Consider the following 26705-nt stretch of genomic DNA (forward strand, 5'->3'; position numbering starts at 1 on the left):
AACGAAAAGTCGGTCACAATTGATCGGCTTTTTTTATGTATCCTTTATGTTAATATCTTACAATTGTTCAACATCTCGTTAATCTACAACTTTCGCAATGCGATACAAAATTGAGCTAAAAATTAAGATGACCGCATATAACAAATTAAAGATTGCCATTTTAGCCATTATTACTTCACAGAATATTCATGCGATTACTATTGATCCTATTCAAATTCAATCTGCACCGGGTGAATTACTCTATGCTGAAATGAATTTCCGCCAAGCTGATCCTAATTCACAAATACAAGCCAGCTTGGCAAGTGCAGAAGACATCACTACTTTAGGCGTTGCCCATCAGCCACCTGGACATCTTAATTTTTTTACCCGTCGTGATGGCTCTGGTAATGGCGTGATTACCATTACCTCTTCACGTCCACTGACTGAAGCTGAACTGAATATTATTATTAAAATTCAGGAAGGCAATGCAACACGCTTACAGCATATTAAAACACCGCTACAACGTGGCAGCACCAATACTCAGGCAAGTATTGCAAACAATGAAAAACATTTAGCTCCCATTACCATTGTCAGTGAAAAAGATATTGCCTTGCACTTGCCTGAAAGCACTCAATATCAGCTTGCAAAAACACAACCAGCGGCTTATAAATCATTTGAAGCCCCATTAATGGTACAAAAAGCAGCGCCCCCGAGTTTAAATGCCATGACTCCCGCGCCTGTGGTCATCTCATCAATGAGTATGCCGTCAGCACAAACGAATGAAACTGGTGCTGAAATAAAAACATCAGCACCAGAAAAAATCACGACAAAAGATCAGATCAACGACAATCCTCTTGCGTCGAACAAAATAACGTCCAATACAAGTTTTTCTGCAGACCCATTAGTGAAAAAATATGCAGAATCACCGACTCAAAAAGTAGCAGAAAATAAAATAGCCGAAAAACCAGCTGAACAAGCTGCTGCAAAAACCAAGCCAGAGACGCCTACGCCTACTCATAAGCAACCAAAACAACAAACTGAGCGTGTGGTGGCTACAGCACAGACCACAAAGCATGTGGTGCAATCCAATGAGTCTCTTTGGGCGATCGCTTCACGTGTGGCAACTGAGCAAAATCGACCGATCGGTGAGGTCATGAAACAGATCAAGGCGAATAATGAACATGCCTTTATTCAGGGTGATGTGAATCGCTTACGTCGTGGTGCGGCATTGAATTTAAACACCAGCAATAGCCAAAAAGAAGACAAAAAAGTAAGTGTTTCGAATGTAGCAAAAACACCGTCTAACCAATCAGGTAAAGCCAAATACCGTCTAAATCAAGCGGAGATGAGCCTGGTTGCAGAGAAAGAACAAGATTCAGCCAGCGGTTCTGCTAAAAAGAACACAGAAAAAAATCAAACATCGAACGAGTTATCATTAAAAGTTATGACATCGCGTAAAAAAACCGTTAAATTACAGAGAAACGTAACACAGTTAGAATTGGCATTGCGTCACAAGGATCACAGAATTCAATTATTAAATACTCGTCTTGCTCAATTGCAACAACAATTGAAAGCACAACAAGTAGAGAAAAAGCCAACACACTAAGGTGTTATACAATTTGATTTTTTGGGATGAGTTTTATTGCTAACAACTCAATCCTGTAAGGGGTAACAACATGCTGCTTTATGTGATTCCGTTTATATTATTATTAGTGATCGCAATTGTATTAAAAAAGCGTGACACAAATAAACAAGCAGAGCAAACGTCCACATCCAAGACGAAAGCTAAAAAAGCAAGCTCAACAAAAAAGACCCCGCAAAAAACTCAAATTGCGGAAAATCCTGCTGTTGAGAAGAAAAAAACCACCCCTTTATCTGCTGATATTCGCAATAAAATTGAAGCGCTCATCCGTGAGCGTAACTTTTTCTCTGCTGAAGCACAGATTAATCAGGCATTAAATAAAGACAATTCTCAGCATGAACTGTATTTACTGTTGCTCGAAATTCATATCTTGCAAAAAGATGAATTCGCAACAAAGCAGCTGATTAACCATCTTCGTTCATTAGAGCTTGATGATATTTTAGAACAAGCGCTTGCTAAAAAAGCAGCATATCAACAAGAAGACAGCAAAGTTGAAAGCCCCAAAGATACTAATACTGTAAATTTCCAACCTGAATCTTCAGTTACCCCCCCGACTAAACAAAAAAACATCGCTGATTTTGATGCATTAATGAATACTGCTGCACCCTCTGCGACAGTACCTCATCAATCTTTCGATCAATTACAGCAAGAATCGCTTTCAACCAAAACCGATGCGGTTGAAGAAATTAAACCCTTAGACTTCAATACCATTTCTTTTGATCAATCTCCAGTTGAAACACCTAAAGTAAAAGTAGAAGTACCCACCTCTACTGTTGAAGAAATCAAACCTTTAGACTTCAGCACATTCTCTTTAGAGTCGAGTCCTGTAGCAGTCGCTCCTAAGCAAGAAGTGACTCCAGTAACAGAAGAAATCAAACCTTTAGATTTCTCTTTTAGTTTAGATATTCCTGCAGCAGAGCAAACAACGACGATAGCTGATGCAGCTATAACTGCTGAACCTGTTCTTGATGAGAAACCTGAATTTAATTTTGATTTTTCAGCTACAGAAACTGTTGCACCGACTGAAGCAAAAATTGCAGTTGAAGAAACTAAGCCAAGTTTAGATTTAGACTTTAATTTAGAGCCTGTAACGACAACTGAGCAACAGCCTGTAGAACCCGCTCCAGCGAAAGCTGCAGGTGTGAGTTTTGATATTAGCAATATCAGCTCATCTGCATCTAAAGCAGATCAAAATGATCCGTTAGTTCAATCTTTCCCTGAACTGATTGAAGTCAATGAAATCAGCCTGAATTTAGATCTTGCACAGCAATATATTCAACTCGGTGCTTTTGAATCGGCACTTGAATTATTGGCAGAGCAAGAAACTGAATATACTGCTGAACAACGCCAACAAGCCGATCAGTTACGCAATCAGATAGCTTCTTAAGTTATTTCGCTCTACTATGAAGCAGTCATCATTGACTGCTTTTTTATTATGAAAAAAATAGCTTTAATTTATATGGGTGGAACGTTTGGTTGCATTGGCGAGCCACTGAGTCCCATGCCTGCTGAAAATTTTATCCCCCAGTTACAACGCGTTCTTCCTTTGCATCTTAATATCGAATGTTTTGTTGCACCCAGTATAAAAGACAGCAGTGCCAGTACTGCAACTGACTGGCTTCAACTCATTCAGTTGATTCAGAATTTACAACTAAAAAATTATCAACATTTTGTCGTGATTCACGGCACTGATACTCTCAGCTATGCCAGTGCAACACTTGCACGGTTTCTGGGACAATCCGCACATGTGGTACTGACCGGTAGCCAATATCCACTACTAAATATAAGCGGGACCAATACCCGTGAATTTACCGATGCTATCGATAATCTTAATTTTGCCCTCGATGCAGTAGCAACAAGCGCTGTCGGTGTATATTTAGCTTTTCATCATCAGCTTATTCACGCCCAAACAGCATTGAAACGACATACGACTGAATTAGATGCATTCGCTGGATTAAATGCTAAAGAGAACCTCATCACACATCAGCAAAGCTATCTAGTCCATGAATATGATATTGAGAAGGCACAATCATTTAACTGCCTAAGTTTAATGGCACAGCCCATAGCCATAGAACAACAGATTAAAAACTTAAAAAATTTACAACAGCATCCACCTCACGTTCTGATTTTACAGGGCTTTGGCACAGGTAATTTGGTGGTCAATGAGGAATTGATTGCTACGCTTCATGATATACAAGCTCAAGGCTGTGCCATTATTCTCACCACCCAAGTACCTTTTGGCACGATTGATCAACGCTATGCAGTAAGCGAATGGACTCAGCATGCCAATATCATCATCAGTGATTGCTTGGGACATGCAGATCTTTATGCAAAAGCACTGAAAATGTATTTACAATACGATAGCGTAGACCAGTGGCATGCTCACTGGCATGATTCAGTGTAAATAGAGGTAAATATGCAACGTTTTGCGGTCGGTATTGAGTTTTCTGGGGTTGAGTATCGAGGATGGCAAACTCAGCAAACTGGCGTGCGTAGCGTACAGGAAACCATTGAAAAAGTACTGTCCAAAGTCGCAAATGAACCGATCATGTTACATGGCGCAGGTCGTACCGATGCTGGCGTGCATGCCACCAATATGGTGGCGCATTTTGATACTCATGCCATCCGCAGTATTGATGGCTGGCTGATGGGCTCAAACAGCCAACTCCCTAAAGACATTTCAATACAATGGATTAAAGAAATGGATATGGCATTCCATGCCCGTTTCAAAGCACAAGCACGACGTTATCGTTACGTAGTGTATAACAATCCGGTGCGTCCCGCGTTACTCTATAAACAAGTCACCCACGTATATTATCCGCTTGATGCAGACAAGATGATTGAGGCTGCGAAAAAATTTGAAGGCACACATAACTTCGAAAGTTTTCGTGCATCCTCTTGTCAATCGAATCAACCGGTCCGTCATGTCAGCCATTGCCGTTTAATTCGTCACGGTTGTTATTTGGTTCTCGATATTCAGGCAGATGGTTTTTTACATCATATGGTGCGCAACATCATGGGCTGCTTACTTGAAATCGGTCAGAGTATGTATGAAATTGACCATATTGACAAAATTTTTGCTGCGGAAGACCGTAAAGCAGCGGGGATCACAGCCCCACCTGATGGTTTATATTTCATTCAAGCACATTATCCAGAACAGTTTGATTTACCCAAAACACCTTTAGGTCCACATTGGTTAAATATGCCGGAATAATTTACTTTTATAATCCTCCCCTCTTGCGAAGCTGTGCTTCTCACCTTTTTCAAAGGAGGGGGATTTTACTATCACGTAAAATGGATGAGAAAAAACCCCTCCTTTCAGGAGGGATTTAGGGAGGTGCTTTTATAAAACTTAACGCTGCTTACGCTTTCTATATTCCACAGGTGTTTCATTGGTCCAGCGTTTAAAAGCACGATAGAAAGTACTTGGCTCGGAAAATCCGGTTAAATACACAATTCGTTCCACACTTTCAGCAGTATTGGCCAACAATTTTTTTGCCAAACGACAGCGATAATCGGAAAGAATTTGCTGAAAACTGGTATTGGCTTCACTCAGCTGTGTACGTAAACGGCGCGGTGTAATATTTAAATGCGTCGCAACTGTTTCTAAAGTCGTTTCACCACTTTCTAAAGTTGAACCGATCGCACGGCGAACCTCTCCCACCAAATCATAGCGTGCAAGTTCTTGCAGCTTTTCAAGCGCCAGTTGCTCATGTAACTGCAATAACTCGGGTTCTGCTTGCCATAATTGATAATCCAGAATGGCAGGATCAAAATACAAACGTGTTTCCTTTTGACCTAAACTGACCGGACATTCGTAAACCCGAAAATATTCCTCGTCAAAAGCGCCCTGGCTAAAATTAAAGTCGATATAAATGGGCTGAAAACGACCTTCGGTAATAAATTTAAAGAAGCGTAATACCCCTGACATCGCACATTCAGAAAAATGACGATTGACCAAATTGTCCGACCAAGCACCCTGCTCACCATTGGTGAGATAGCAACGATCATCTTCAATAATAAGTTTTGCATGAAATGCATCACTGATGAGACGTTGATAGGCCAAGGCCCGTTTTAGTCCTTCACCAAAATTTTCACTAGAAATAAACAGATGCTCAATCACCTGTCCGCGATATAAAGGCAGGTGTTCACCTAAATGCAAACCAATGTCAGGATCTTTACTCACCTCCTCTGCAGCCACCCAAAAAGCATATTGAGCACTGAGCGGAGTACGATCATTTGTTTCGACCTGATTTAAGGCCACACCGGCTTTCGTTAAAATTTCTTCAGTTGGCAAACCTGCACGACGAATGGCTTGGTAACCCAATCGCAAAACAACCGATGCATCAGTTAGCTGACCCACGCAATGACCTTCCTTATATGTTATTCATTTATACTTAAAAAGATTAATTTTAGATTAACTGTGATTGACCAAACTGACAACAGAACAATGCGCTTTTTTGTAGAAAAAATTTAAACTGATGGTTCGCTTATTTAACTGACAGATGATCGGGCAAAGCCGCATTGCGCCTTGTTTTATGCAAAAAAATTGACTATAATTTGCGCCTTTCCAATTTATTCATTCAGGTAGGCTATGGCCAATAAAGAGGAACTCATCGAGTTCGAAGGCGTTGTCACCGAGACGCTTCCTAATACTATGTTCCGTGTACGTTTAGAAAACGGTCATGAAGTGATTGCTCACATCTCTGGTAAAATGCGTAAACACTATATTCGTATTTTAACTGGCGACAGTGTTAAAGTAGAAATGACTCCTTATGATTTGACCAAGGGTCGTATTACTTATCGTGCACGCTAAGTTTTAGCGAAAGCAAAAGCCACTTTACAGTGGCTTTTTTATTATCTGTATAACCACATATTGACCGTGTATCGAACAACAACGTTCATTGCCAGTTTATCCATTTAAAATAAAGTTTTATTCAATGGAGAAAGCAATGTCATTTCTTCACTCCGTTGGTCTGTTTACCACGGTTTGCGTATTGTATGGCTGTGCCACTTCCCCAACGACCACCGCACAACAACGTGATGCCTATTTACAGCAATTCATTGGGCAGACCAGCCAAAGTATTCAAGCCAAGCTGGATTTGAGCAGTATCGGTTATCAGCAAGTCTTATCGCCTGCGGTAGATGCCCACACGCTCACTTATACAGTGATTCGTCCCATTACCATTCCGATGCCCATGACACAAAATCCTGCTGACATCGATTCTGGTGCAATCCCCATACAAATCACGCCTAGAGCGCAAAGCTATGACGTGAACTTGCAATGTAAAATTGTCTACCGTTTAGAAAATAACATTGCCAAGTCTGTTTATTACACTGGCCGAACTTGCTAAATCAGGTCTAAATATCCATAAAAAAACGCAGCACTTTGGCTGCGTTTTTTAAACCGGATGACTTAGTTCAAGGCTGTCACTACAGCTTGACCCATTTCAACAGTACCGACTTTGTTCATGCCTTCAGACATAATGTCTGCTGTACGCAAACCTTGGTCAAGAACGTTCCCTACTGCAGCTTCAATGGCTTGTGCTGCAGTTTCTTCACGGAAAGTGTAACGAAGCATCATCGCAACCGAAAGAATCGTTGCAAGTGGATTTGCCAAGTTTTGACCTGCGATATCTGGTGCTGAACCATGACAAGGTTCATACATGCCTTTACCATTTTCATCTAAAGATGCAGATGGCAACATACCGATTGAACCAGTCAACATTGCCGCTTCATCAGACAAGATATCACCGAACAAGTTAGAGGTTACAATCACATCAAACTGTTTAGGTGCACGTACCAACTGCATTGCTGCGTTATCAACATACATGTGTGACAAGTTGATATTTGGGTATTCTGCTTCTTTCATTGCAGTCACTGTTTGTTTCCACAGCTCGGTTACTTCAAGTACATTGGCTTTATCGACAGAACATACTTTGCCGCCACGAAGACCTGCAAGTTCAAACGCCACTTTCGCAATACGCTTGATTTCAGACTCTGAATAAACGTCAGTGTTAAAGCCTTGTTTCTCACCATTCTCTAACTCACGAATACCACGGGGTTGGCCGAAGTAGATACCGCCAGTCAATTCGCGCACGATCAGAATATCCAAACCAGATACGATTTCCGGTTTTAAGCTCGAAGCATCTGCCAATTGCGGATATAGAATCGCAGGACGCAAGTTAGCAAAAAGATTGAGTTCACTACGTAATTTTAATAGACCACGTTCCGGGCGAATTGAGCGCTCAATCGTGTCCCATTTAGGACCACCGACCGCACCGAGTAAAATCGCGTCTGCTTTTTTTGCCTGTTCAGATGTTTGTTCAGGATATGGTGCACCATGCGCATCAATCGCGGCACCACCCAATAAACCTTGTTCCCAAGTCAAACCTAAATTGAATTTTTTATTTACTCGTGTGAGTACTTGCTCTGCGGCTTTCACAATTTCAGGACCGATGCCGTCACCAGCTAAAATCAAAATATGTTTAGACATGAGGTTTTCCATTTTTCAATTCAGTCATTTGACTGATGGGGATATTAAATTTTTTTGTTCTACAAACTCACCTAAGCCATTCAGGACATTATATGGTTTGCAGAAACGCCGAATGGTTTTTTGTTCTTGTTGAAGCTCAACACAGAGTGGATCAGGTGCAGATGCATTCAACAAATTACCTTTATGATGGGTTCGGTCACGATACATCTTAAAGGTATAGTTTTTTTGCGAATTAAAATTGTGAAATACATGCAAAGTTTCAGCGCGATCTTTCGATATTGGATAGAAACGGATGACCAATTCATGCTGCCCTGTCGGTACAGACAAAAACAAAGGATTAGCGTCATTTAACGACTTGGCTTTTAAACGCACAATCCCTTGTTGAATGGCTTCACGACTTAAGCGATGACTTTGAGCATCGACAATGTTAATTTGATCCAAACGCTCAAATTCACATTGTTCTGTCCCCGCACAGAAAATCAACGCATTTGATTCTGTCGATTGTGTTTCCTTCACATGTTTAACACGTACTGTATCAATGCTTTGGCATGCACTTAAGGATGCGACCATAAGACCAAGTACAGCAAGCTGACCATAAACTTTTGCCACTGTTCGAGCCCCCCTCTCACCAATTAAAACCAACGAGATATTTTTATGGACTCGATATTAGCAAGAGTTAGCCGCCGATACTACTAGCGCTGAAAATTCAAATAATTAACCGCGAATTTCCTGAAATACCCAAGGGCGAGATTGCTTGGTTTTTTCTTCATAGGCACGAATATCATCTGCTGCTTGAAGGGTTAAACCAATATCATCCAAACCATTTAACAAGCAGTGCTTACGGAATGGATCGACCTCAAATTTAAATGCTTCACCACTTGGGGTACGTACTTCTTGAGCTTCCAAGTCGATAGTAAGTTGATAACCTTCAGTTGCAGCACATTCTTTGAAAAGCTGGTCAACGATTTCTTCAGGCAAAATCACTGGCAACATGCCGTTTTTAAAACTGTTATTAAAGAAGATGTCTGCGTAGCTTGGGGCTATCACGGTACGGAAGCCATACTCTTCCAATGCCCATGGCGCATGCTCACGGCTTGAACCACAACCAAAGTTGGCACGTGAAATCAACACAGTCGCACCTTGATAACGCGGTTGATTTAAGGCGAAATCAGGATTCTTTGGACGTTTAGAATTATCTAAACCTAAATAGCCTTCATCCAAATAACGCAATTCATCAAATAAGTTTTCACCAAAACCGGTACGTTTGATCGATTTTAAAAACTGTTTTGGAATAATTAAATCTGTATCGACATTGGCACGGTCTAATGGTGCAACGATACCTTGTTCAACGGTATAAGCTTTCATGTCTTTGCTCCTATTAGCCGAAATTAGAATGAACGTACATCAACAAAGTGACCGGCAATGGCTGCTGCGGCTGCCATGGCTGGACTCACCAAATGCGTACGACCGCCATTACCCTGACGACCTTCGAAGTTACGGTTAGAGGTTGATGCACAATGCTCACCCGGTTGTAATTTGTCAGCATTCATGGCCAAACACATTGAGCAACCTGGTTCACGCCATTCAAAGCCGGCTTCCAAAAAGACTTGATCCAAGCCTTCAGCTTCAGCCTGCTGTTTCACCAAACCGGAACCTGGAACCACCATCGCCTGTTTAATTGAAGCAGCCACTTTACGGCCTTTAATTACTTCAGCAGCAGCGCGAATATCTTCAATACGAGAGTTAGTGCATGAACCAATAAATACGCGGTCTAACTGAATATCTGCCAATGCCTGACCGGCATTTAAACCCATATATTGATAAGCACGTGTCCAGTCGTTGCGTTGCACGTCGTCTTTGGCTTGTTCCAAAGTCGGAACCGATTCAGAAACAGGAATCACCATTTCAGGAGATGTGCCCCAAGATACTTGCGGTTCGATCTCTTCACCTTGCAACACCACTACAGTGTCAAAGTGTGCGCCTTCATCAGAATGCAAGGTATTCCAGTACTCAACTGCTTTATCCCAGTCTTGCCCTTTTGGTGCGTAGTTACGACCTTTTACATATTCAATCGTTTTGTCATCGACCGCCACCATACCCACGCGCGCGCCGGCTTCAATCGCCATGTTGCACACGGTCATACGACCTTCAATCGACATATCACGGAACACTTGACCACCGAATTCAATCGCGTGACCTGTACCGCCAGCAGTACCAATTTTACCAATGATCGCTAATACGACATCTTTTGAAGTCACGCCTTGACCTAATTTCCCGTCAACACGCACCAACATGTTCTTCATTTTCTTTTGAACCAAGCATTGGGTTGCCAATACATGTTCAACTTCTGAAGTGCCAATTCCGTGTGCCAAGCAACCAAAGGCACCATGCGTCGCCGTATGTGAGTCACCACACACCACGGTCATACCCGGCAAAGTCAAACCTTGCTCAGGCCCCACCACGTGCGCAATACCTTGGCGAATATCATTGATTTTAAATTCAACGATATTGAAAGCTTCACAGTTGTCATCCAAAGTTTGTACCTGAATACGTGAAGTTTCATCTTCAATACCCGCAATACCTTGATCACGTTCAGCTTTTGATGTCGGCACGTTATGGTCTGGCGTTGCAACATTGGCACTTAAACGCCAAGGTTTACGACCTGCAAGCTGTAAACCCTCAAAAGCTTGTGGCGACGTTACTTCATGTAATAAATGACGATCGATATAAAGTAAGGCTGAACCATCATCTCGTTGTTTTACTAAATGGTCATCCCACAATTTGTCATACAAAGTCTTTGCTTTTTTGGTATTGCCTGCCATGTCGACGCGCTCCATAGAACTGGGTAATGCTTTCATTAACTTCGATTATAACCACGTATTCGCATAAATCTAATTTATCATTTTTATTAGTTTGAAAACTTTTTGGAATTAGTTTTTAGAATCTAAAACCCTTGATTGTTCCAAAATTTCATATCCAATTTTTCAAACCAACAGCCTATTTCCGCACAATTTTATTGAATAACTCAAGATCAATCATTGCGGTATGGGAAACTCAGCTTTCTATAAAACGAGTGAATCTATACCGCATACCCAACTTTAATTTAGATACACATTGAGTGATTTGCAAAGTTGTAGAGGTCTAATAAGCTTCTATTTAGAGGAATGCTCTTTAGTATCTACCAGTTGCTCAATAGCCTTAATTAATTCAGCCTTGGCCTGGCTACACTCAGCAGCAGCTCTGTTTTCATCGCCTTCATCATCTGCAACCTCGTAGACACCCATCCGTTTTTCGACCGCTTCCTCGAAAATATCAAGCAGATATTTAATATGTTTAATGTCCATTATTTACATCCTTTTAGTCAGGTATCAGTAGCTGATACTATTTGTTTTCTCTTGAAATTGATTAGTCATTAAATTCGAAAAACCGATTAAAAATAACCAAATATTCGTTTTTACAGATTGAATAAGATTAATTATCATTTAGCCATACTCCGCGAGAAAGATTGAGGAATACCCCATGGCTCATATTCAAAAGTTTGTTGATTACAACCAGAAAACCTTAAAAAAGACCTTCAGCTATTACATCATGCACATCACCATTGCCATGTTGGTGGGCTATTTCGTAACAGGAAATATCTGGATGGCATTAACCCTCAGCTTGCTTGAACCGACGATTCAAGCCATCGCCTTCTTCTTTCACGAAAAAATTTGGGAAAGAAAATCATCAACGGTACAAAATAGAAAGAACATTGCTACCTAAGATACTTAAGAGATCACGGGTTCCGGCTTTCCCCTTTTTCAACAGATCACTCTACTTATATAGGGTGATTTTTTATTTATACGACTCAAATTCACATCTTTATACATTTTTATGTATAGATTTTTATGATTAGATTCACTTTTAATATAAAAATATTTTATAATTACCTCAATATTGTATAACCAGACTATCACTATGAATCTTGCTGCCTTTGAAGCGTTTGTTAAAGTCATGGAAACCGGTTCTATTTCTATGGCTGCCGATCTGTTGTTTATTACCCAGCCGGCTGTTACCAAACGCATTCATAGTTTAGAAGAATATTTTGGTGTGAAACTTTTTGAATCTGCCGGTCGTGGCGTTCAAGCGACCCATGCCGCGCATTCCTTACTTCCCAAAGTTAAAAACTGGTTGAATGAACTGGGTGATATTCACCACACCCTCAGTCATGAACAAGGGCAAGTTCAGGGCAAACTCAAAATTGGCACCAGTCATCATATTGGTTTGCATCATTTACCCAGTCACCTGCGTCATTACGTGCAAGAATTTCCAAATGTAACCTTGGATGTGCATTTTGTCGATTCTGAACAGGCGCATGAAAAAGTGCTTGCCGGTGACTTGGAACTGGCATTTTTGACGCTTCCTCCTCAGGGCGATGCTCGTCTCAGTTATGTCACCATCTGGAATGATCCTCTGGTTTTTGTGGCAGCACCTTTTCACCCCTTAGCCAATGAAAAAGATTTGCAACTGCAAGATCTGATTCAATATCCGAGCCTGTTGCCGGCGGCACAAACCTATACCACGCAAATCACCCTGGCAGAGTTTGAAAAGCAAGGCGTTAAACCGAAAATCACCATGAGCAACAATCCGCTTGAATCGATTCGGATGCTGGTTTCAATTGGTCTGGGCTGGTCGGTATTACCTAAAACTTTGGTCAATCATGATTTAAAGCAACTGGATATTAACCTGCAGATGAACCGTCAATTGGGCATGGTCTGGCATCCTGGACGCACCCAGTCACGTGCAGTACAGGAACTGGTTACCATGATGCAAAACCCTCAGCTCAGCTAAAATTTGCTTTAGGGCTGCATCTGCCTGGATGCAGCATCTTGTTACCTAAATCCTCAGCACAATGACACAGCTTTCGAGTACTTTTAAATAAAACACATAAAACCTGATGTTTTAAATGTGAAAAGAATTCGACGGAGTATGAACACATGCTGAGGGATTCATCATCGTTAATATCTAAAAAAAATCCATCTACATCCCATTCTGATGCTCCCCATTTGTGGCAAGACGCTAAAATTTCTTTACTGCCCACCCCCAATCTAAACTTTGCTGATGAATCCACTGCACGGCATAGCTTGCGTGATTATTTTCTGAATACTTTTGACAGCTATGAACTGCTGTTTGACTGTCTAAAAAATCCGGAAGGCTATTACCTCAAACCCATCTCCTTACGTCATCCACTGATTTTTTATTTGGGTCATACTGCCACTTTTTTTATTAATAAATTGCTTCTGAGCAAACTGATTAGTGCACGTTTGAACCCGCAGCTTGAAAGTATTTTTGCTGTGGGAGTCGATGAAATGAGCTGGGATGACTTGAATGACCAGCATTATGAATGGCCGAGCGTCGCGGAAGTACGGGCTTATCGTCATCAGGTACGGGCACTGATCCTCAATCTGATTGAGCATGCACCACTCACTTTACCATTGAACTGGCACAATCCGTGGTGGTCCATCCTCATGGGGATTGAACATGAACGGATTCATCTTGAAACCTCATCGGTACTGATTCGCCAGCAGCAGCTGAGCTATGTACAAAATCATCCGCAGTGGCGTGCCCGGATCATGACCGGGATAGCACCTGAAAATAAGCTGATTGCTGTTCCTCAAGGCAAAGTCATACTGCATAAAACCTTCAATGCCGTTTTTTATGGCTGGGACAATGAGTTTGGTCAGCATCATGCTGATGTTCCCGCTTTTGAAGCGTCGCAATATTTAGTCTCCAATCAGGAGTTCTTAAATTTTGTTGAAGATAACGGTTATTCAACTGATTGTTATTGGACAGCAGAAGGACTGGACTGGCTGAAATTTTCTCAAGCAGCGCATCCCTGCTTTTGGCGAAAAACACATTCAGGCTGGTCACTGCGTCTAATGCTGGAAGAAATCCCCATGCCTTGGGACTGGCCGGTAGAAGTAAATTACCTTGAAGCCAAAGCTTTTTGTAACTGGAAAGCCCAGAAAACCGGTCAAAGTATTCGCTTGCCCACAGAAGACGAGTGGTATCGGCTCTATGATGTGGCAGGTTTAGATCCGGATCTGCCCAGTCCTGAACATGCTACCATCGAACTGAAATATGCAACAAGTCCCTGCCCGGTCAATCATTTTCAGCAAGGTGATTTTTTTGATATTCAGGGCAATGTCTGGCAATGGACTGAAACATCGATTTACCCTTTTGACGACTTTCAGGTGCATCCGATCTATGATGATTTCAGCACGCCCACTTTTGACGGCCAACATAATTTAATCAAAGGTGGTTCCTGGATTTCTTCCGGCAATGAGGCCTTGCATAGCTCACGTTATGCCTTCCGCCGGCATTTCTTCCAGCATGCCGGATTCCGCTATGTTGCGGCCTCACAAGCGCTGAAGCAGTTTCAATCCCAGTACGAAACTGACCAGATGATCTCTCAATATTTAGAATTTCAGTACGGCGCGGAATATTTTAATGTACCCAATTTTGCCCAAAGCCTGATTAACATTGCACAACCCTATTTTCAGGAGCTTGCTGCAGATAAGGCACTGGATCTCGGTTGTGCCACAGGTCGGGTCAGCTTTGAACTGGCGGCTTATTTTGATCAGGTCACGGGACTGGACTTTTCCGCGCGGTTTATTCAGCAAGCAGTACAATTAGCACAAGGCAAAACGCTACGTTATACCCTGCCCATCGAAGGTGAACTGGTCGAATATAAAGCCTGTAACTTAAAAGAACTGGGGTTGGATGCCCATACAGACCGAGTCGATTTTCTTCAGGCTGATGCCTGCAATTTAAAGCCTCATTTTACCGATTACAATTTTATTCTGGCGGCGAATTTAATTGACCGCCTGCATCATCCAAAAGATTTTTTAGCCGAAATTCACCGGCGATTAACCCTGGGTGGAATTTTAATGCTGGCCTCACCCTATACCTGGCTGGAGCAACATACTGCACGTACTGAATGGGTCGGTGGTTTTAAACAATCAGGGGAAAACTTTAGCACGCTAGATGGTATGACTGAACTGTTACAAGGGCATTTTGAAATGCTTGCAGAGCCGCAGGATGTGAGATTTGTCATTCGTGAAACAGCACGTAAATATCAGCATACGCTGTCGCAAGTCACGCTGTGGAAACGGATCAAATAAACCATTTGCCAAAAAAAGCCAATCTGTGGATTGGCTTTTTGACTTTGACCTTTATTGAATCAATGAATCTTCATGCAAGGATTCATTCAACTGATCGACAATAATGGCCCATGAGCCGTCGGACTTAATCTTTTCTGCTAAAAACTGACGTTGCGCTTCAGTCCAATAACTCGCTTCGGTAATTTTGGTATGGGCACTGAGTTGATGGGTGGCAATGAACTGTGCAATGGCCTCATCACTTGAGTCTAATCCGAGTTGCTCAAAAAGGTTGGTCATTCGTGGTCTTACGTTACTCATTATCGCCCCTCTACTGATCATTAATTATCTACATCAGCATAGCATCATTAAAAAACTTTGAAAGTATCCTGGACGATTTAAAAATGCATAACAGAGCAGTAGGTATCATAAAAAAAGCCTGACTTATCATTTAATCAGTCAGGCTATAAGTAATTATTTTAAAAAGATTTAAAGTCCTGTTAAATCGACCAATCCTGAATTTCCCAATCTTGTTCTTTGGCAAGTGCAGCTAAACGCTCATCAGGATTGACCGCAATCGCATGATCAGCATGTTCCAGCAAGAAACGGTCATTGATTGAATCCGAATACGCCCATGATTCTTCGACATTTCGTCCTGAAAGCCACTGTTCCAAACGAATCAATTTACCTTTTTGGTAACATGCGGTATTGATGACTTTACCGGTATATTTACCATCGATGACTTCTGCATTGGTGGCAATAATTTCGGTAATGCCAAACTCATGAAAAATCGGTGCAGTAATAAAATCAGAAGTTGCAGTAATGCCGACCAATTCATGTCCTGCATCGCGATGTTTTTGAATCGCGGCAAAACCTTCGGGACGCATTTGTGGACGAATCACTTTTTTCATGAATAATTCATGTAATTCAGCCAAATAATCATTGTCGTGCTGGGTTAAAAATTCAAATACAAATTCGTTATAAGCAATCGGGTCAAGTTGCCCTGCTTTATAGTCTTCATAAAACTTGTCATTCATTTGGCGATGTCGGATTGGATCGACTAAACCTTCGTTTACTAAAAACTCACCCCATGAATAATCCGAATCGGTATTTAATAAGGTATGGTCGAGGTCAAATAAAGCCAATTTCATGAAAATACTCGTAAAAACTGAAATTTAAGAAAAAAAATGTAAATCTATCTCCGCTAGTCGATAGAAATTCGTTAAGATCATAGCAATTTTTAACATTTAAGCTGTGCTTTTTTTCGAGATGGATATAGAAATAACAATCCCCGAATGAAAAGCCACACATTACACATGATTTAGGTAGCCAAATGATCGACTCAGAAGGTTTCCGACCGAATGTCGGGATCATTTTGGCAAACGACGTTGGACAAGTTTTATGGGCAAAACGCATTGGACACAATGCTTGGCAATTTCCACAAGGAGGTATCCAGTATGGAGAAACCCCTGAACAGGCACTTTATCGTGAGCTGAGAGAAGAAATTGGCTTATTGCCCGAACATGTTCAAATGGTAGCGCAAACAAAAGGTTGGCTACGTTATCGTTTGCCGCAAAGGTATATACGCTCGGATTCAGACCCGGTGTGTATTGGTCAAAAACAAAAGTGGTTTTTACTCAAACTGACAGCGCCAGTCAAAAATATTCAGCTGGATTTGTCGGACCCACCCGAGTTTGACCAGTGGCAATGGGTAAGTTACTGGTATCCATTAGGACAGGTCGTGAATTTTAAACGCGATGTATACCGAAAAGCGATGGTGGAACTGTGTAGTCAGTTACCGTCTATATAAGCATAAAAAAATCGTATGAAAATGCAGATTTTTTAGTAGCATATTGTTATAAATAAAAACGGATTTAAACTTTTTTTGGAGCAGATTTTATGTCGAATATGCAACTGGACACCTTAAGACGCATTGTACAAGAAATCAATGCGTCCACCAGTTTGCATGAATCACTCGACATTATGGTCAATCAGGTGGCAAATGCCATGCAGGTTGATGTCTGCTCCATTTACTTGCTTGACGAACGCAACCAGCGTTACTTGCTGATGGCCTCTAAAGGTTTAAAAGCAGAAGCTGTAGGGCACGTTTCACTGCATACAGGTGAAGGTCTGGTGGGTCTGGTTGGGCAACGTGAAGAAATCGTCAATTTAGACAATGCACCCAAGCACGAACGCTTCATGTATTTACCCGAAACAGGTGAAGAGATTTACAACTCTTTTCTAGGCGTTCCGGTGATGTACCGCCGTAAGGTGATGGGTGTACTGGTCGTTCAAAATAAAGAATCCCAAGACTTTAGTGAAGCAGCAGAATCTTTTCTGGTCACCTTATGTGCACAGCTTTCCGGGGTGATTGCCCACGCACATGCGGTCGGAAATATTGATGTTTTCCGTAAACCGAACAACCTGCCAGCGTATAAAACCTTCCAAGGCGTGTCTGGTTCTGGGGGGATTGCCTTAGGTCGTGCTGTCATTCTGTATCCACCTGCCGATTTGGCTTCTGTACCAGACCGTGAAGCAGATGACATCAGTGAAGAACTGGAACTGCTCGATCATGCCATCGATTCTGTTCGTGAAGAAATTAAATCTCTTGATGACAAAATGCAAGATGCTTTAATGGCTGATGAACGTGCTTTATTTAGTGTGTTCTTACGCATGCTGGATGAAAATGCTCTTCCTGCTGAAATTAAAGCTGAAATTCGCGATGGCAACTGGGCACAAGGTGCGGTTCGTATTGTGATCGACAAGCATATTGCCCTGTTTGCACAAATGGAAGATGGCTATTTACGCGAACGTGTTTCGGACCTGAAAGATCTCGGGCGCCGTATTTTAGCCTTCTTGCAAGAAGCTGATGCCAGTCATCGGGAACTGACTGATGAAAGCATTCTGATTGGTGAAGAAATTTCCACGGCGGCATTAGTGGAATTACCAGTGGATAAAATTGCTGCCATTGTCACCACTGAAGGTGCGATGAACTCGCATATGGTAATTGTGGCACGCGCACTCGGCATTCCAACCGTGGTCGGTGTCACTGAACTGCCCATCAATACCCTGGATGATGTCGAGATGATTGTCGATGCGCATCAGGGTCGGATTTTTATTAATCCACCGCGTCGCTTACGTAGCCGCTATAAAGAAATTCAAAAAGAAGAAGAACAACTGGCCAAAGATTTAAAACAGTATGAAACCAAAGATGCGATTACCCCGGATGGGGTTGCGGTTAAACTATTCGTTAATACCGGTTTAATGATTGATGTGGTTCGTGGCGTACAACGGGGTGCCAAAGGTGTCGGGCTGTACCGCTCTGAAATTCCATTTATGCTGCGTGACCGTTTCCCCGGCGAAGAAGAACAACGCGCCATTTACCGTCAGCAGCTGAGTCACTTTGCCAATAAACCGGTGGTGATGCGAACTTTAGATATTGGCGCAGATAAGGATCTGCCTTATTTCTCTATTGAAGAGGAAAACTCGGCACTCGGCTGGCGCGGTATCCGATTTACACTGGATCATCCTGAAATTTTCTCATCGCAAATTCGTGCCATGTTAAAAGCCAGTATCGGCTTAAATAACCTGCACATTTTGTTGCCAATGGTGACCAGTGTCAGCGAAGTTGAAGAAGCTTTGTACTTGCTGGAGCGCGATTGGACAGCAGTTCAGGAAGAAGAACAGGTTAAAATCACCAAACCGAAAATTGGTATTATGGTCGAAGTACCGAGTGTACTTTTACAAATTGAAGAGTTTTCCGAGTTAGTCGATTTCTTCTCGGTCGGCTCCAACGACTTGACCCAATATTTACTGGCGGTTGACCGTAACAATCCACGTGTTGCCAACGTCTATTCACACTTCCATCCGGCGGTATTACGTGCTTTAACACGCTTGGTTAAAGAATGTCATAAGTACGATAAACCAGTCAGCATTTGTGGTGAGATGGCCGGTGATCCATTAGCTGCAGTGTTATTGATGGCGATGGGCTTTAATACCCTGTCGATGAGTTCGAGTAATATTTTGCGGGTACGTAAAGCGATTTGTCATGTCCCGATGACCGAGGCACAGCAACAACTGGAACATGTCTTGAAAATGGATAACCCATTGATCGTGAAAAGCTGGATGGAGTATTACTTTAAGACCCATGGTCTGGCGGATATGGTGAAATCTGCAACACGCATTGTCGGTACTTAAATTCACATTCAAATAAAATTTAAGACATAGAAACTAAAAGGGCGATAATCATCAGAATATCGCCCTTGCTTATGCTTCGTATAACCACGTTTTACATTTTTCTTTCGATCTACAAACACCTGGCTTTTGTTGACCTCATGCATGTATTTTGCCACAAAGTTATTGATCACAACCTCTGGCTGCTTCTTTTGTTTCGCCATCTCATTTCACCTGTTTTTACATTTTCACATCGAGTCGATGTGAAGCATATATTGCGCTAATTTGTACAAATTTCAAGTCGTTTTAAGCGTGCAAAAAATTTAAACATCAAACCCAAATTTATAATTTTTAAACCCTCCCTCTTTTGCAGAATATATTTCTCATCCCCCAAGGGAGGGAGAGCTTTCATGGCCTAATTAATATTCTTTAGCCAATGCCCTCTCCAACAACCGCTCCACATCTACATCTTTAGGGTTCAGCATCCCCACCACTTGTCCGTGAAAATCACGATAACGAGATTGGATAAATCCATTTGCGACAAAATCAGGTGCATGGCGTTTCAATAAAACTGCTTGTGCCAAAATCACCAGACGGCTGACCAGGCTACGTCCCATAAATTGCAAGTCATCAGGTGATTGATGGAATAACTTAAACAGGCTTTGCAATTCATTTTGCAAGGTTACATCTTGCATGGTGGTAGGGGCCAAATCTTGAAACAACACTTCAATGGATTCAGGTTCGCGCTGAATGGCACGTAATACATCCAGGCACATCACATTGCCTGAACCTTCCCAAATGGTATTGACCGGTGCTTCTTTAAAAATACGTCCCATGATGCCGTTATCGACATAGCCATTGCCCCCGAAGATTTCCATCATCTCACCACTTAGTTCAACAGCTCGTTTGCAAATCCAGAACTTGGAGGCCGGTGTCATGATCCGTTTCCATGCTTGCGACAATGCATCATCAGATTCATAACAATTCGCCAGATGAAAACTTAAGTGCATTGCTGCTTCGGTTTCCAAAGCTAAATCTGCCAACACAGCACGCATCAAAGGCTGTTCGGCCAAGCGTTTGCCAAAAGCCTTACGCTGACGGGTATAAGCAATGCACTGTACCAATGCCTGACGTAACATGGCGGTACTACCAACGGAACAGGTCAGGCGGGTGTAATTTGCCATTTCAATAATGGTCGGAATGCCGCGCCCTGCTTCACCCATCATCATGCCCCACGCTTCCTGAAATTCCACTTCAGAACTGGAGTTGCTGCGGTTACCGACTTTTTCCTTCAGTCGCTGAATGTAAATCTTATTTTTGCTGCCATCATCTAACCAGCGCGGTACAAAGAAACAGGCCAAGCCATCCTGCTCGGTTTTGGCAACGACCAAATGTGCATCGCACATCGGAGCCGAAAAAAACCATTTATGTCCTGTCAGCAAATAGGCCTTGCCACGACCTGACTCGGCGACAGGGACGGCAATGGTTTCATTGGCACGTACGTCTGAGCCGCCCTGCTTTTCCGTCATACCCATACCCAGCCAGATCGATTTCTTCTGACTAATCGGCAGGTCACGTTCATCGTATTCGGTAGACAGAAGTTTTGCGCCAATTTTTGCCCACAATTCAGGTTCACGCTGAATTAGGGGAATACTGCCCAACGTCATCGACGTTGGACATAAACTGCCACATTCAACCTGTCCGCTTAAGTAAAAACGCGCTGCCCATTCCACCCATTTTGAAGATGATTCTGCATGATTAAATGGATGGGCATGACTGTCAAATTGGCGGTTTAATGCCATCCACTTGTGCCAGGCCGGATGAAATTCCACAACGTCTTTACGGCGACCTCTAGCATCAAAGGCATGCAAAATGGGCGTGTGTTTATTGGCTAAATCTGCATATTCATAGTATTCAGATGATCCCACGACTTTGCCCATCTGTGACAAGATTGCCTGATCCTGACTGCCATAATGAGTCAAGATTTCCTGCAAGACCTGATCGGTTTCAAATAGATTGTAATCTTGCAGTTCGTCAAACTGGTTGCTGATCTGATGGGTCATCCATGAATTCATCGTTTATCTTTCCTGCTTGTTGTTCTGGGCTTTTCACTCCAGTATAGAGAAAAAATAGCCGCAGGATGTTCGGCTTTCTTTGATAAAGAGTTTTATGAAAAATCCAGAGATTCAAGTACGGCGCAAGCCGCGTCAATCACGTGCCAAGCTGACTCAGGAAGCCTTGCAGGAAAGTTTTGTTCGGCTTTTGCATGAGCGTGCTGCACATGACCTTACCATTCGGGAAATCACCGAGTTGGCCGGTGTAGGCTTGGGCACGTTTTATGAATATTTTTCCAAAAAGGAAGATTTGATCGCGCTAACCATTCATAGACACGTAAAAAACAATGCCGAGGACTTAAAAACTTATGCACACAGTCTGATCAAGTTATCCCCCAATTTGGCTCTGGATGATTACTTACAGCAGGTGATTCACTTTCAGCTTGAGCAGATTCAGGCACATCAGTTTTTATGGGCGCAGACTTTTTTACTGGAACGGCAGATTTCAAATATTGAGAGCTATCGTAAAAGTTATAAAATGATGGTGCAGATGTGGCAAAGCATTCTTGCACCTTTTGTTCAGGATGCTGAACAGCTCAAACGGATGGGTCTAAATGTGCAACGGGTCTGCTATGGCTTTGTGTCACAAACTCTGTTGGTGGAACCAGAGTTTGGGGAATGGGATGAGTTCGAGAGGGATATTATTCAGACTTTGGTCAACTTAATTTTTAATAAAAATGTTCTTTTTTGAAGTTAAAAATCCATTTTTAATTGGCAAAACACATCAAAATCGCTCACAAAAAAAACCGACTTGTTTCCAAGCCGGGATTCTGCTGATCTTTCAACGTTTTTTTTATATTAAATTATTGATATTACAATATTATTTCAATTACATTTCGTATAAGCACCATTAGGTTAAATAGAAATTAAATTGAGCTAAGATTGTTTTTTTAAAACGTAGAAAAAATAATGTCTCAAATAAAAATTTACGCTTTAAAGGCTTTGTTGCGCAAAGCTTTTCCTATGAATCAGTCTCAGGAATAAATTTTGATAGGCATGAATTGCAAACTGAAAGAATTTTAAATAATGTAGCTACGTTCGGTTCTAGACCTCTTTTGAACAAAAATAATTACTAGGATATATTTATGAAAATATGGTTGGGCTGTGAGTTAAGTAAAGAGGTTATAACTGAAGAGCAACTTAACTTGGTATTTACAGCACGCAATTACATTGAGGATACCTTAAATCTGAGACTAAATGATAAATCCTATAATATTCCGTTAAATAGTTGGGATTGTATAATCATTATAATGGGTGAAGATAGTTTTGAAGAACGTATCTATTATTCTATTAAACGCCAAAATATGGATTTTCGATTAAGAGTTGATCCAACAAGTTTTAAGACAACAGATGACTTGGGCCGAAAAAAACTTATTTTTTCTATGCTTTTAAGGAGTTTAGATTTATTAAAAATTAAGTTTGAAAAAGTTCGTCCAAAACTTGATTCAAAAGTTTTTGAAGAGCTAAAAAAGCTCAAAGATGATGTATTAAATATTGGAAAAGAGGAAAACTGGATTTAGACAGTTAATCTGAATAAAAATATAATTTTTAATATTTAAAACCTTCCTGTTTGTATGTTTTTTTAAAATTAACATAATACACGTTATACGAAATATAATGAATAAGTTAAATAATTTCAATATTTTATAATCTATAAAAAAGCTAAGTGTGTAAGATTTAGCTTTTATATGAGATATCCTTGTTTCACATAAAAACCGCCTCTAAAGGCGGTTTTTTACATGTCAGTGAAATTATTTCTTCACATCAAAACGGTCTGCATTCATCACTTTTGTCCAAGCGGCAACAAAGTCTTTGACGAATTTTTCTTTGTTGTCATCTTGTGCATACACTTCTGCATATGAACGAAGCACTGAGTTTGAGCCGAAAACCAGGTCCGCACGTGTGGCAGTCCACTTCGGTGCACCCGTCGCACGGTCTACAATTTGATAACGGTTCTTGCCCACTGGCTTCCAGTTGTATTTCATGTCAGTCAGGTTCACGAAGAAGTCGTTAGTTAATACGCCTTCTCGGTCTGTGAATACGCCTTCTTTCGCACCCGCGTAGTTGGTACCAAGTACACGCATACCACCGATCAATACAGTCATTTCAGGTGCAGTTAAACCCAGTAACTGAGCACGGTCTAACAACATTTCTTCAGGCTGTACCACATAGTCGTCTTTCAACCAGTTACGGAAACCATCTGCTTTAGGTTCGAAATCTTCAAATGAATAGGCATCAGTTTGCTCTTGAGTTGCGTCGCCTCGTCCTGGAAGGAATGGAACTTTAATGTCTACACCCGCAGCTTGAGCCGCTTTTTCCACCGCAGCCGTACCACCGAGTACGATCAAGTCTGCAATGCTGACTTTCTTCTCAAGACCTGCCTGAATTTCTTCAAGTTTTGCCAATACTTTTGCCAGACGTTCAGGTTCGTTACCAACCCAGTCTTTTTGCGGCGCCAAGCGGATACGTGCACCGTTTGCACCACCGCGATAGTCTGAACCACGGAAAGTACGCGCACTGTCCCAAGCGGTATTAATGAGCTCAGCAGACGTTAAACCGCTGTTTAATAACTTGGCTTTGAGTTCATCAATTTCAGCTTCAGACAGAACGTAGTTCACCGATGGAATCGGATCCTGCCAGATTAAATCTTCGTTCGGCACATCAGCACCCAAGTAACGGGATTTTGGCCCCATATCACGGTGAGTCAGCTTGTACCATGCACGCGCAAACACTTCCGCGAAGTAAGCAGGATCATTATAGAAACGCTCAGAAATTTTACGGTACTCAGGATCCACTTTCAGTGCCATATCGGCATCTGTCATCATCGGGTTGCGTCGTACATTCGGGTTGTGCGCATCAACCGGTTTGTCTTCCTCTTTGATGTTGGTCGGTTCCCACTGGTTCGCGCCGGCAGGACTCTTGGTCAATGCCCAGTCGTAAGTGAACAAGAGATAGAAGTATTCGTTGTCCCATTTGGTTGGATGTGTGGTCCAGGCACCTTCCAGACCACTGACCATGGTATTTCCGGCATTGCCTGTACCTTCAGGGTTGTGCCAACCCAGACCTTGGAATTCTACATCTGCACTTTCAACATCAGCACCTAAAAGTTCTGCTTTACCGTTACCATGTGCTTTACCTATGGTATGACCACCAGCGGTTAATGCCACAGTTTCTTCGTCATTCATCCCCATACGGTCAAAAGTGACACGCATGTCTTGGGCGGTACGTAATGGATCAGGCTTGCCGTCTACACCTTCAGGGTTCACATAGATCAAGCCCATTTGCACTGCAGCAAGCGGATTTTCCAGCGATTTACGGTCTTGGTCATTTTCGTAACGGTTTTCAGTCGGTGCGAGCCATTCACGCTCTTCACCCCAGTAAATGTCTTTTTCAGGGTGCCAGATGTCTTGACGACCACCACCGAAACCGAAGGTTTTCAGACCCGCTTCTTCATAGGCCACTGTACCTGCGAGGATGATCAAATCGCCCCATGAAATTTTGTTGCCGTATTTTCTCTTCACTGGCCAAAGCAGGCGACGGCCTTTATCGGTGTTAACGTTATCTGGCCAGCTGTTCAATGGCGCAAAACGCTGGTTGCCGGTGTTCGCACCACCACGGCCATCTTGCTTGCGGTAAGAACCCGCCAAGTGCCATGCGGTACGTACGAACATGCCAATATAGCTGCCCCAGTCTGAAGGCCACCAGTCTTGGCTGCTGTTAATCAATTCACGGAGGTCTTGTTTTACTGCTTCTAAATCCAGTGAGTTGAATGCCTTGGCATAATCAAAGTCCGGATCCATCGGATTGGTTTTTTTGTCGTGTTGGGAAAGAATGTCGAGATTTAGAGCATTGGGCCACCAATTGGTATTTGAATCAGTCGCACTGCTATGTCCGCCCTGTTGATGGAATGGGCATTTCCCTGTAGCTTCTGTCATGTCTAAGCTCCAAATTTAATCATTAAGTGATTATTGTCATGAACCGTTAAATAAAAATTTACCTTTTCAACATAGTCTTTTTTTATGTCTAGCTAAAGCTGATTTTACAAATAGAAACCATCGTTTTTCTCTATCTAAGATACTAGGAAAAAAAGACTTTTTAAATTTAAAAAGTTACAATCGAATCTCTCAAGCTATATTTAAAGCCCATATAAAAAAAGAATTTTTTCATCGTTTGATAATAATTTTGATCAACCACAATACTGATCATTTCCCCAAAAATGACTTTAAATTTTGGATTTACAACCTGATGATCAAAGCATTAAGCTGTATACAATGTAGACCCATCCTAGTAATTTATAACTCAATAAAATAGGGCTTAAACCTATGCAAAATAAGATTGAGCACATCATCCAACAACATGACATTATTTTATTTGATGCAATTTGTGTCATATGCAATGGCTGGGCAAATTTTTTAATCAAGCATGATCGAAAATCTAAATTTAAATTAGTGTCTGCCCAATCCCCTTTAGGTGAAGAAATTCTCCAGCATTACGGCATGTCAACCACTCACTACACTACGATGGTGGTCATTCTTAATGCTCAGCTGTATACAGAATCAACTGCTCTGCTTAAAGTCATGCAGCATCTCGGCCTGCCATTTTCCCTGATGAATTTAGGGTATCTTGTTCCAAGTTTTATCCGGGATTTTCTCTACAGACGTGTAGCCTTAAATCGCTATCAGCTTTTTGGAACAACCGACAACTGCTTGCTTCCATCCGCTGAAAATAAAAGTCATTTTTTGGAGCACGCTATTCGTGACTCATAAGCTTCAATTAGAAAGACCACTTCAACTCATTCAAATCACGCTTGCTGTTCTTTGGATTTATCAGGGACTGGTACCTAAAATCCTATTTCAGTCCAGTGCTGAAATAGCTATTTGGCAAGCTATCGGGTTAGAACTGCATTTAGCGAAAATAGCTGTTGCCCTATCCGGCCTCATTGAAATAGGGTTTGGCTGTACTTTTCTTATTTGGCAAAAAGCAGTCTTTATCCATCAACTTAATATTTTGGGCCTGAGTGGATTATTACTGCTGATTACGTTTACAGATCCCTTACAGCTTACCGCTGCATTTAATCCGGTCATCATGAATATTGCCATGATCGTTATTTCAATGATTGCCATTCAACTTTTAAAGCTTCGCACGCAGCAAGCTTAGAAAAA

The 26705-nt window shown here is 41.8% G+C and carries 26 protein-coding genes; 15 read left to right on the forward strand and 11 right to left on the reverse strand.

Translation table 11 applies throughout. The features are described from left to right. The first annotated feature begins 127 nt into the window (after nucleotides 1–127). The 4 genes from HLH14_RS00790 to truA all read left to right on the forward strand — a co-directional run bounded on the left by HLH14_RS00790 (nucleotide 128) and on the right by truA (nucleotide 4835). Nucleotides 128–1585, forward strand: a complete 1458-nt coding sequence (locus HLH14_RS00790) for a type IV pilus assembly protein FimV (protein ID WP_086192969.1) — start codon at nucleotides 128–130, stop codon at nucleotides 1583–1585. Nucleotides 1586–1655: 70 nt separating this feature from the next. After that, nucleotides 1656–3008, forward strand: a complete 1353-nt coding sequence (locus HLH14_RS00795; protein WP_067722108.1) for a hypothetical protein — start codon at nucleotides 1656–1658, stop codon at nucleotides 3006–3008. A gap of 48 nt (nucleotides 3009–3056) precedes the next feature. Beyond that, nucleotides 3057–4025 carry an asparaginase gene (locus tag HLH14_RS00800; RefSeq protein ID WP_067722110.1) on the forward strand — a complete coding sequence of 323 codons (969 nt, stop codon included), beginning with the start codon at nucleotides 3057–3059 and terminating at the stop codon, nucleotides 4023–4025. Between the two features lie 12 nt (nucleotides 4026–4037). Beyond that, the gene (gene truA, locus HLH14_RS00805) at nucleotides 4038–4835 is read left to right on the forward strand and encodes a tRNA pseudouridine(38-40) synthase TruA (protein WP_086192970.1); all 798 of its coding nucleotides are present in this window, start codon (nucleotides 4038–4040) and stop codon (nucleotides 4833–4835) included. Nucleotides 4836–4973: 138 nt separating this feature from the next. Here the strand turns inward: truA and HLH14_RS00810 are convergent, their stop codons facing one another. Beyond that, on the reverse strand, nucleotides 4974–5984 hold the full coding sequence (locus tag HLH14_RS00810) for an AraC family transcriptional regulator (RefSeq protein WP_067722114.1): 1011 nt from the start codon (nucleotides 5982–5984) through the stop codon (nucleotides 4974–4976). A gap of 231 nt (nucleotides 5985–6215) precedes the next feature. Between HLH14_RS00810 and infA the strand changes: the two genes are divergently transcribed. Both infA and HLH14_RS00820 read left to right on the forward strand, forming a co-directional pair. Next, entirely contained in the window at nucleotides 6216–6437 is a 222-nt protein-coding gene (infA, locus tag HLH14_RS00815) for a translation initiation factor IF-1 (protein WP_001284370.1), read from the forward strand. 136 nt (nucleotides 6438–6573) lie between these two features. Continuing rightward, nucleotides 6574–6975 carry a hypothetical protein gene (locus HLH14_RS00820; RefSeq protein WP_086192971.1) on the forward strand — a complete coding sequence of 134 codons (402 nt, stop codon included), beginning with the start codon at nucleotides 6574–6576 and terminating at the stop codon, nucleotides 6973–6975. Between the two features lie 62 nt (nucleotides 6976–7037). Here the strand turns inward: HLH14_RS00820 and leuB are convergent, their stop codons facing one another. The 5 genes from leuB to HLH14_RS00845 all read right to left on the reverse strand — a co-directional run bounded on the left by leuB (nucleotide 7038) and on the right by HLH14_RS00845 (nucleotide 11461). Beyond that, nucleotides 7038–8117 carry a 3-isopropylmalate dehydrogenase gene (gene leuB / locus HLH14_RS00825; RefSeq protein WP_086192972.1) on the reverse strand — a complete coding sequence of 360 codons (1080 nt, stop codon included), beginning with the start codon at nucleotides 8115–8117 and terminating at the stop codon, nucleotides 7038–7040. A 24-nt stretch (nucleotides 8118–8141) separates the two neighbouring features. Continuing rightward, the gene (locus tag HLH14_RS00830; RefSeq protein WP_086192973.1) at nucleotides 8142–8726 is read right to left on the reverse strand and encodes a hypothetical protein; all 585 of its coding nucleotides are present in this window, start codon (nucleotides 8724–8726) and stop codon (nucleotides 8142–8144) included. A gap of 105 nt (nucleotides 8727–8831) precedes the next feature. Beyond that, nucleotides 8832–9482 carry a 3-isopropylmalate dehydratase small subunit gene (gene leuD, locus HLH14_RS00835; RefSeq protein WP_086192974.1) on the reverse strand — a complete coding sequence of 217 codons (651 nt, stop codon included), beginning with the start codon at nucleotides 9480–9482 and terminating at the stop codon, nucleotides 8832–8834. Between the two features lie 23 nt (nucleotides 9483–9505). After that, nucleotides 9506–10939, reverse strand: a complete 1434-nt coding sequence (leuC, locus tag HLH14_RS00840) for a 3-isopropylmalate dehydratase large subunit (protein WP_086192975.1) — start codon at nucleotides 10937–10939, stop codon at nucleotides 9506–9508. 330 nt (nucleotides 10940–11269) lie between these two features. Then, nucleotides 11270–11461 (reverse strand): hypothetical protein, encoded by a 192-nt coding sequence (locus tag HLH14_RS00845; RefSeq protein ID WP_086192976.1) that lies wholly within the window; start codon nucleotides 11459–11461, stop codon nucleotides 11270–11272. 175 nt (nucleotides 11462–11636) lie between these two features. Between HLH14_RS00845 and HLH14_RS00850 the strand changes: the two genes are divergently transcribed. The 3 genes from HLH14_RS00850 (at nucleotide 11637) to ovoA (ending at nucleotide 15280) form a co-directional block, all read left to right on the forward strand. Continuing rightward, nucleotides 11637–11879 carry a DUF2061 domain-containing protein gene (locus tag HLH14_RS00850; protein ID WP_086192977.1) on the forward strand — a complete coding sequence of 81 codons (243 nt, stop codon included), beginning with the start codon at nucleotides 11637–11639 and terminating at the stop codon, nucleotides 11877–11879. Between the two features lie 195 nt (nucleotides 11880–12074). After that, entirely contained in the window at nucleotides 12075–12947 is an 873-nt protein-coding gene (locus HLH14_RS00855) for a LysR family transcriptional regulator (protein WP_086192978.1), read from the forward strand. Nucleotides 12948–13117: 170 nt separating this feature from the next. After that, nucleotides 13118–15280, forward strand: a complete 2163-nt coding sequence (ovoA, locus tag HLH14_RS00860; RefSeq protein ID WP_378320491.1) for a 5-histidylcysteine sulfoxide synthase — start codon at nucleotides 13118–13120, stop codon at nucleotides 15278–15280. 51 nt (nucleotides 15281–15331) lie between these two features. Here ovoA and HLH14_RS00865 read toward each other — a convergent pair whose 3' ends face one another. Continuing rightward, the gene (locus tag HLH14_RS00865) at nucleotides 15332–15577 is read right to left on the reverse strand and encodes a DUF2789 domain-containing protein (protein WP_067722134.1); all 246 of its coding nucleotides are present in this window, start codon (nucleotides 15575–15577) and stop codon (nucleotides 15332–15334) included. 179 nt (nucleotides 15578–15756) lie between these two features. Next, nucleotides 15757–16407: an HAD family hydrolase gene (locus HLH14_RS00870; protein WP_086192980.1), complete on the reverse strand. Its 651-nt coding sequence runs from the start codon at nucleotides 16405–16407 to the stop codon at nucleotides 15757–15759. Between the two features lie 182 nt (nucleotides 16408–16589). On the opposite strand from HLH14_RS00870, the gene HLH14_RS00875 reads away from it, so the two are divergent. Together HLH14_RS00875 and ptsP are read left to right on the forward strand one after the other, a co-directional pair. Next, nucleotides 16590–17066: an RNA pyrophosphohydrolase gene (locus tag HLH14_RS00875; protein ID WP_086192981.1), complete on the forward strand. Its 477-nt coding sequence runs from the start codon at nucleotides 16590–16592 to the stop codon at nucleotides 17064–17066. A gap of 89 nt (nucleotides 17067–17155) precedes the next feature. Continuing rightward, entirely contained in the window at nucleotides 17156–19453 is a 2298-nt protein-coding gene (ptsP, locus tag HLH14_RS00880) for a phosphoenolpyruvate--protein phosphotransferase (RefSeq protein ID WP_086192982.1), read from the forward strand. Nucleotides 19454–19461: 8 nt separating this feature from the next. Here the strand turns inward: ptsP and HLH14_RS00885 are convergent, their stop codons facing one another. Together HLH14_RS00885 and HLH14_RS00890 are read right to left on the reverse strand one after the other, a co-directional pair. Further along, complete coding sequence (locus HLH14_RS00885; protein WP_086192983.1) at nucleotides 19462–19653, reverse strand: DUF7230 family protein; 192 nt, start codon at nucleotides 19651–19653, stop codon at nucleotides 19462–19464. A gap of 195 nt (nucleotides 19654–19848) precedes the next feature. Beyond that, nucleotides 19849–21504: an acyl-CoA dehydrogenase family protein gene (locus HLH14_RS00890; protein ID WP_086192984.1), complete on the reverse strand. Its 1656-nt coding sequence runs from the start codon at nucleotides 21502–21504 to the stop codon at nucleotides 19849–19851. Nucleotides 21505–21598: 94 nt separating this feature from the next. Between HLH14_RS00890 and HLH14_RS00895 the strand changes: the two genes are divergently transcribed. After that, nucleotides 21599–22234: a TetR/AcrR family transcriptional regulator gene (locus HLH14_RS00895; protein ID WP_086192985.1), complete on the forward strand. Its 636-nt coding sequence runs from the start codon at nucleotides 21599–21601 to the stop codon at nucleotides 22232–22234. Between the two features lie 394 nt (nucleotides 22235–22628). Next, a complete protein-coding gene (locus HLH14_RS00900) occupies nucleotides 22629–23063 on the forward strand; it encodes an Imm44 family immunity protein (protein WP_086192986.1) in 435 nt (144 codons plus the stop codon). Between the two features lie 231 nt (nucleotides 23064–23294). Here HLH14_RS00900 and katG read toward each other — a convergent pair whose 3' ends face one another. Beyond that, on the reverse strand, nucleotides 23295–25478 hold the full coding sequence (gene katG, locus HLH14_RS00905; protein ID WP_171532465.1) for a catalase/peroxidase HPI: 2184 nt from the start codon (nucleotides 25476–25478) through the stop codon (nucleotides 23295–23297). Nucleotides 25479–25865: 387 nt separating this feature from the next. Between katG and HLH14_RS00910 the strand changes: the two genes are divergently transcribed. Further along, nucleotides 25866–26309, forward strand: coding sequence for a thiol-disulfide oxidoreductase DCC family protein (locus HLH14_RS00910; protein WP_086192988.1), 444 nt, complete (start codon nucleotides 25866–25868; stop codon nucleotides 26307–26309). Further along, nucleotides 26299–26700 (forward strand): DoxX-like family protein, encoded by a 402-nt coding sequence (locus HLH14_RS00915; protein ID WP_086192989.1) that lies wholly within the window; start codon nucleotides 26299–26301, stop codon nucleotides 26698–26700. The genes HLH14_RS00910 and HLH14_RS00915 overlap by 11 nt, the downstream gene beginning before the upstream one ends. Nucleotides 26701–26705 lie beyond the last annotated feature (5 nt).

The sequence above is a fragment of the Acinetobacter terrae genome (assembly GCF_013004375.1).
Classification (GTDB): domain Bacteria; phylum Pseudomonadota; class Gammaproteobacteria; order Pseudomonadales; family Moraxellaceae; genus Acinetobacter; species Acinetobacter terrae.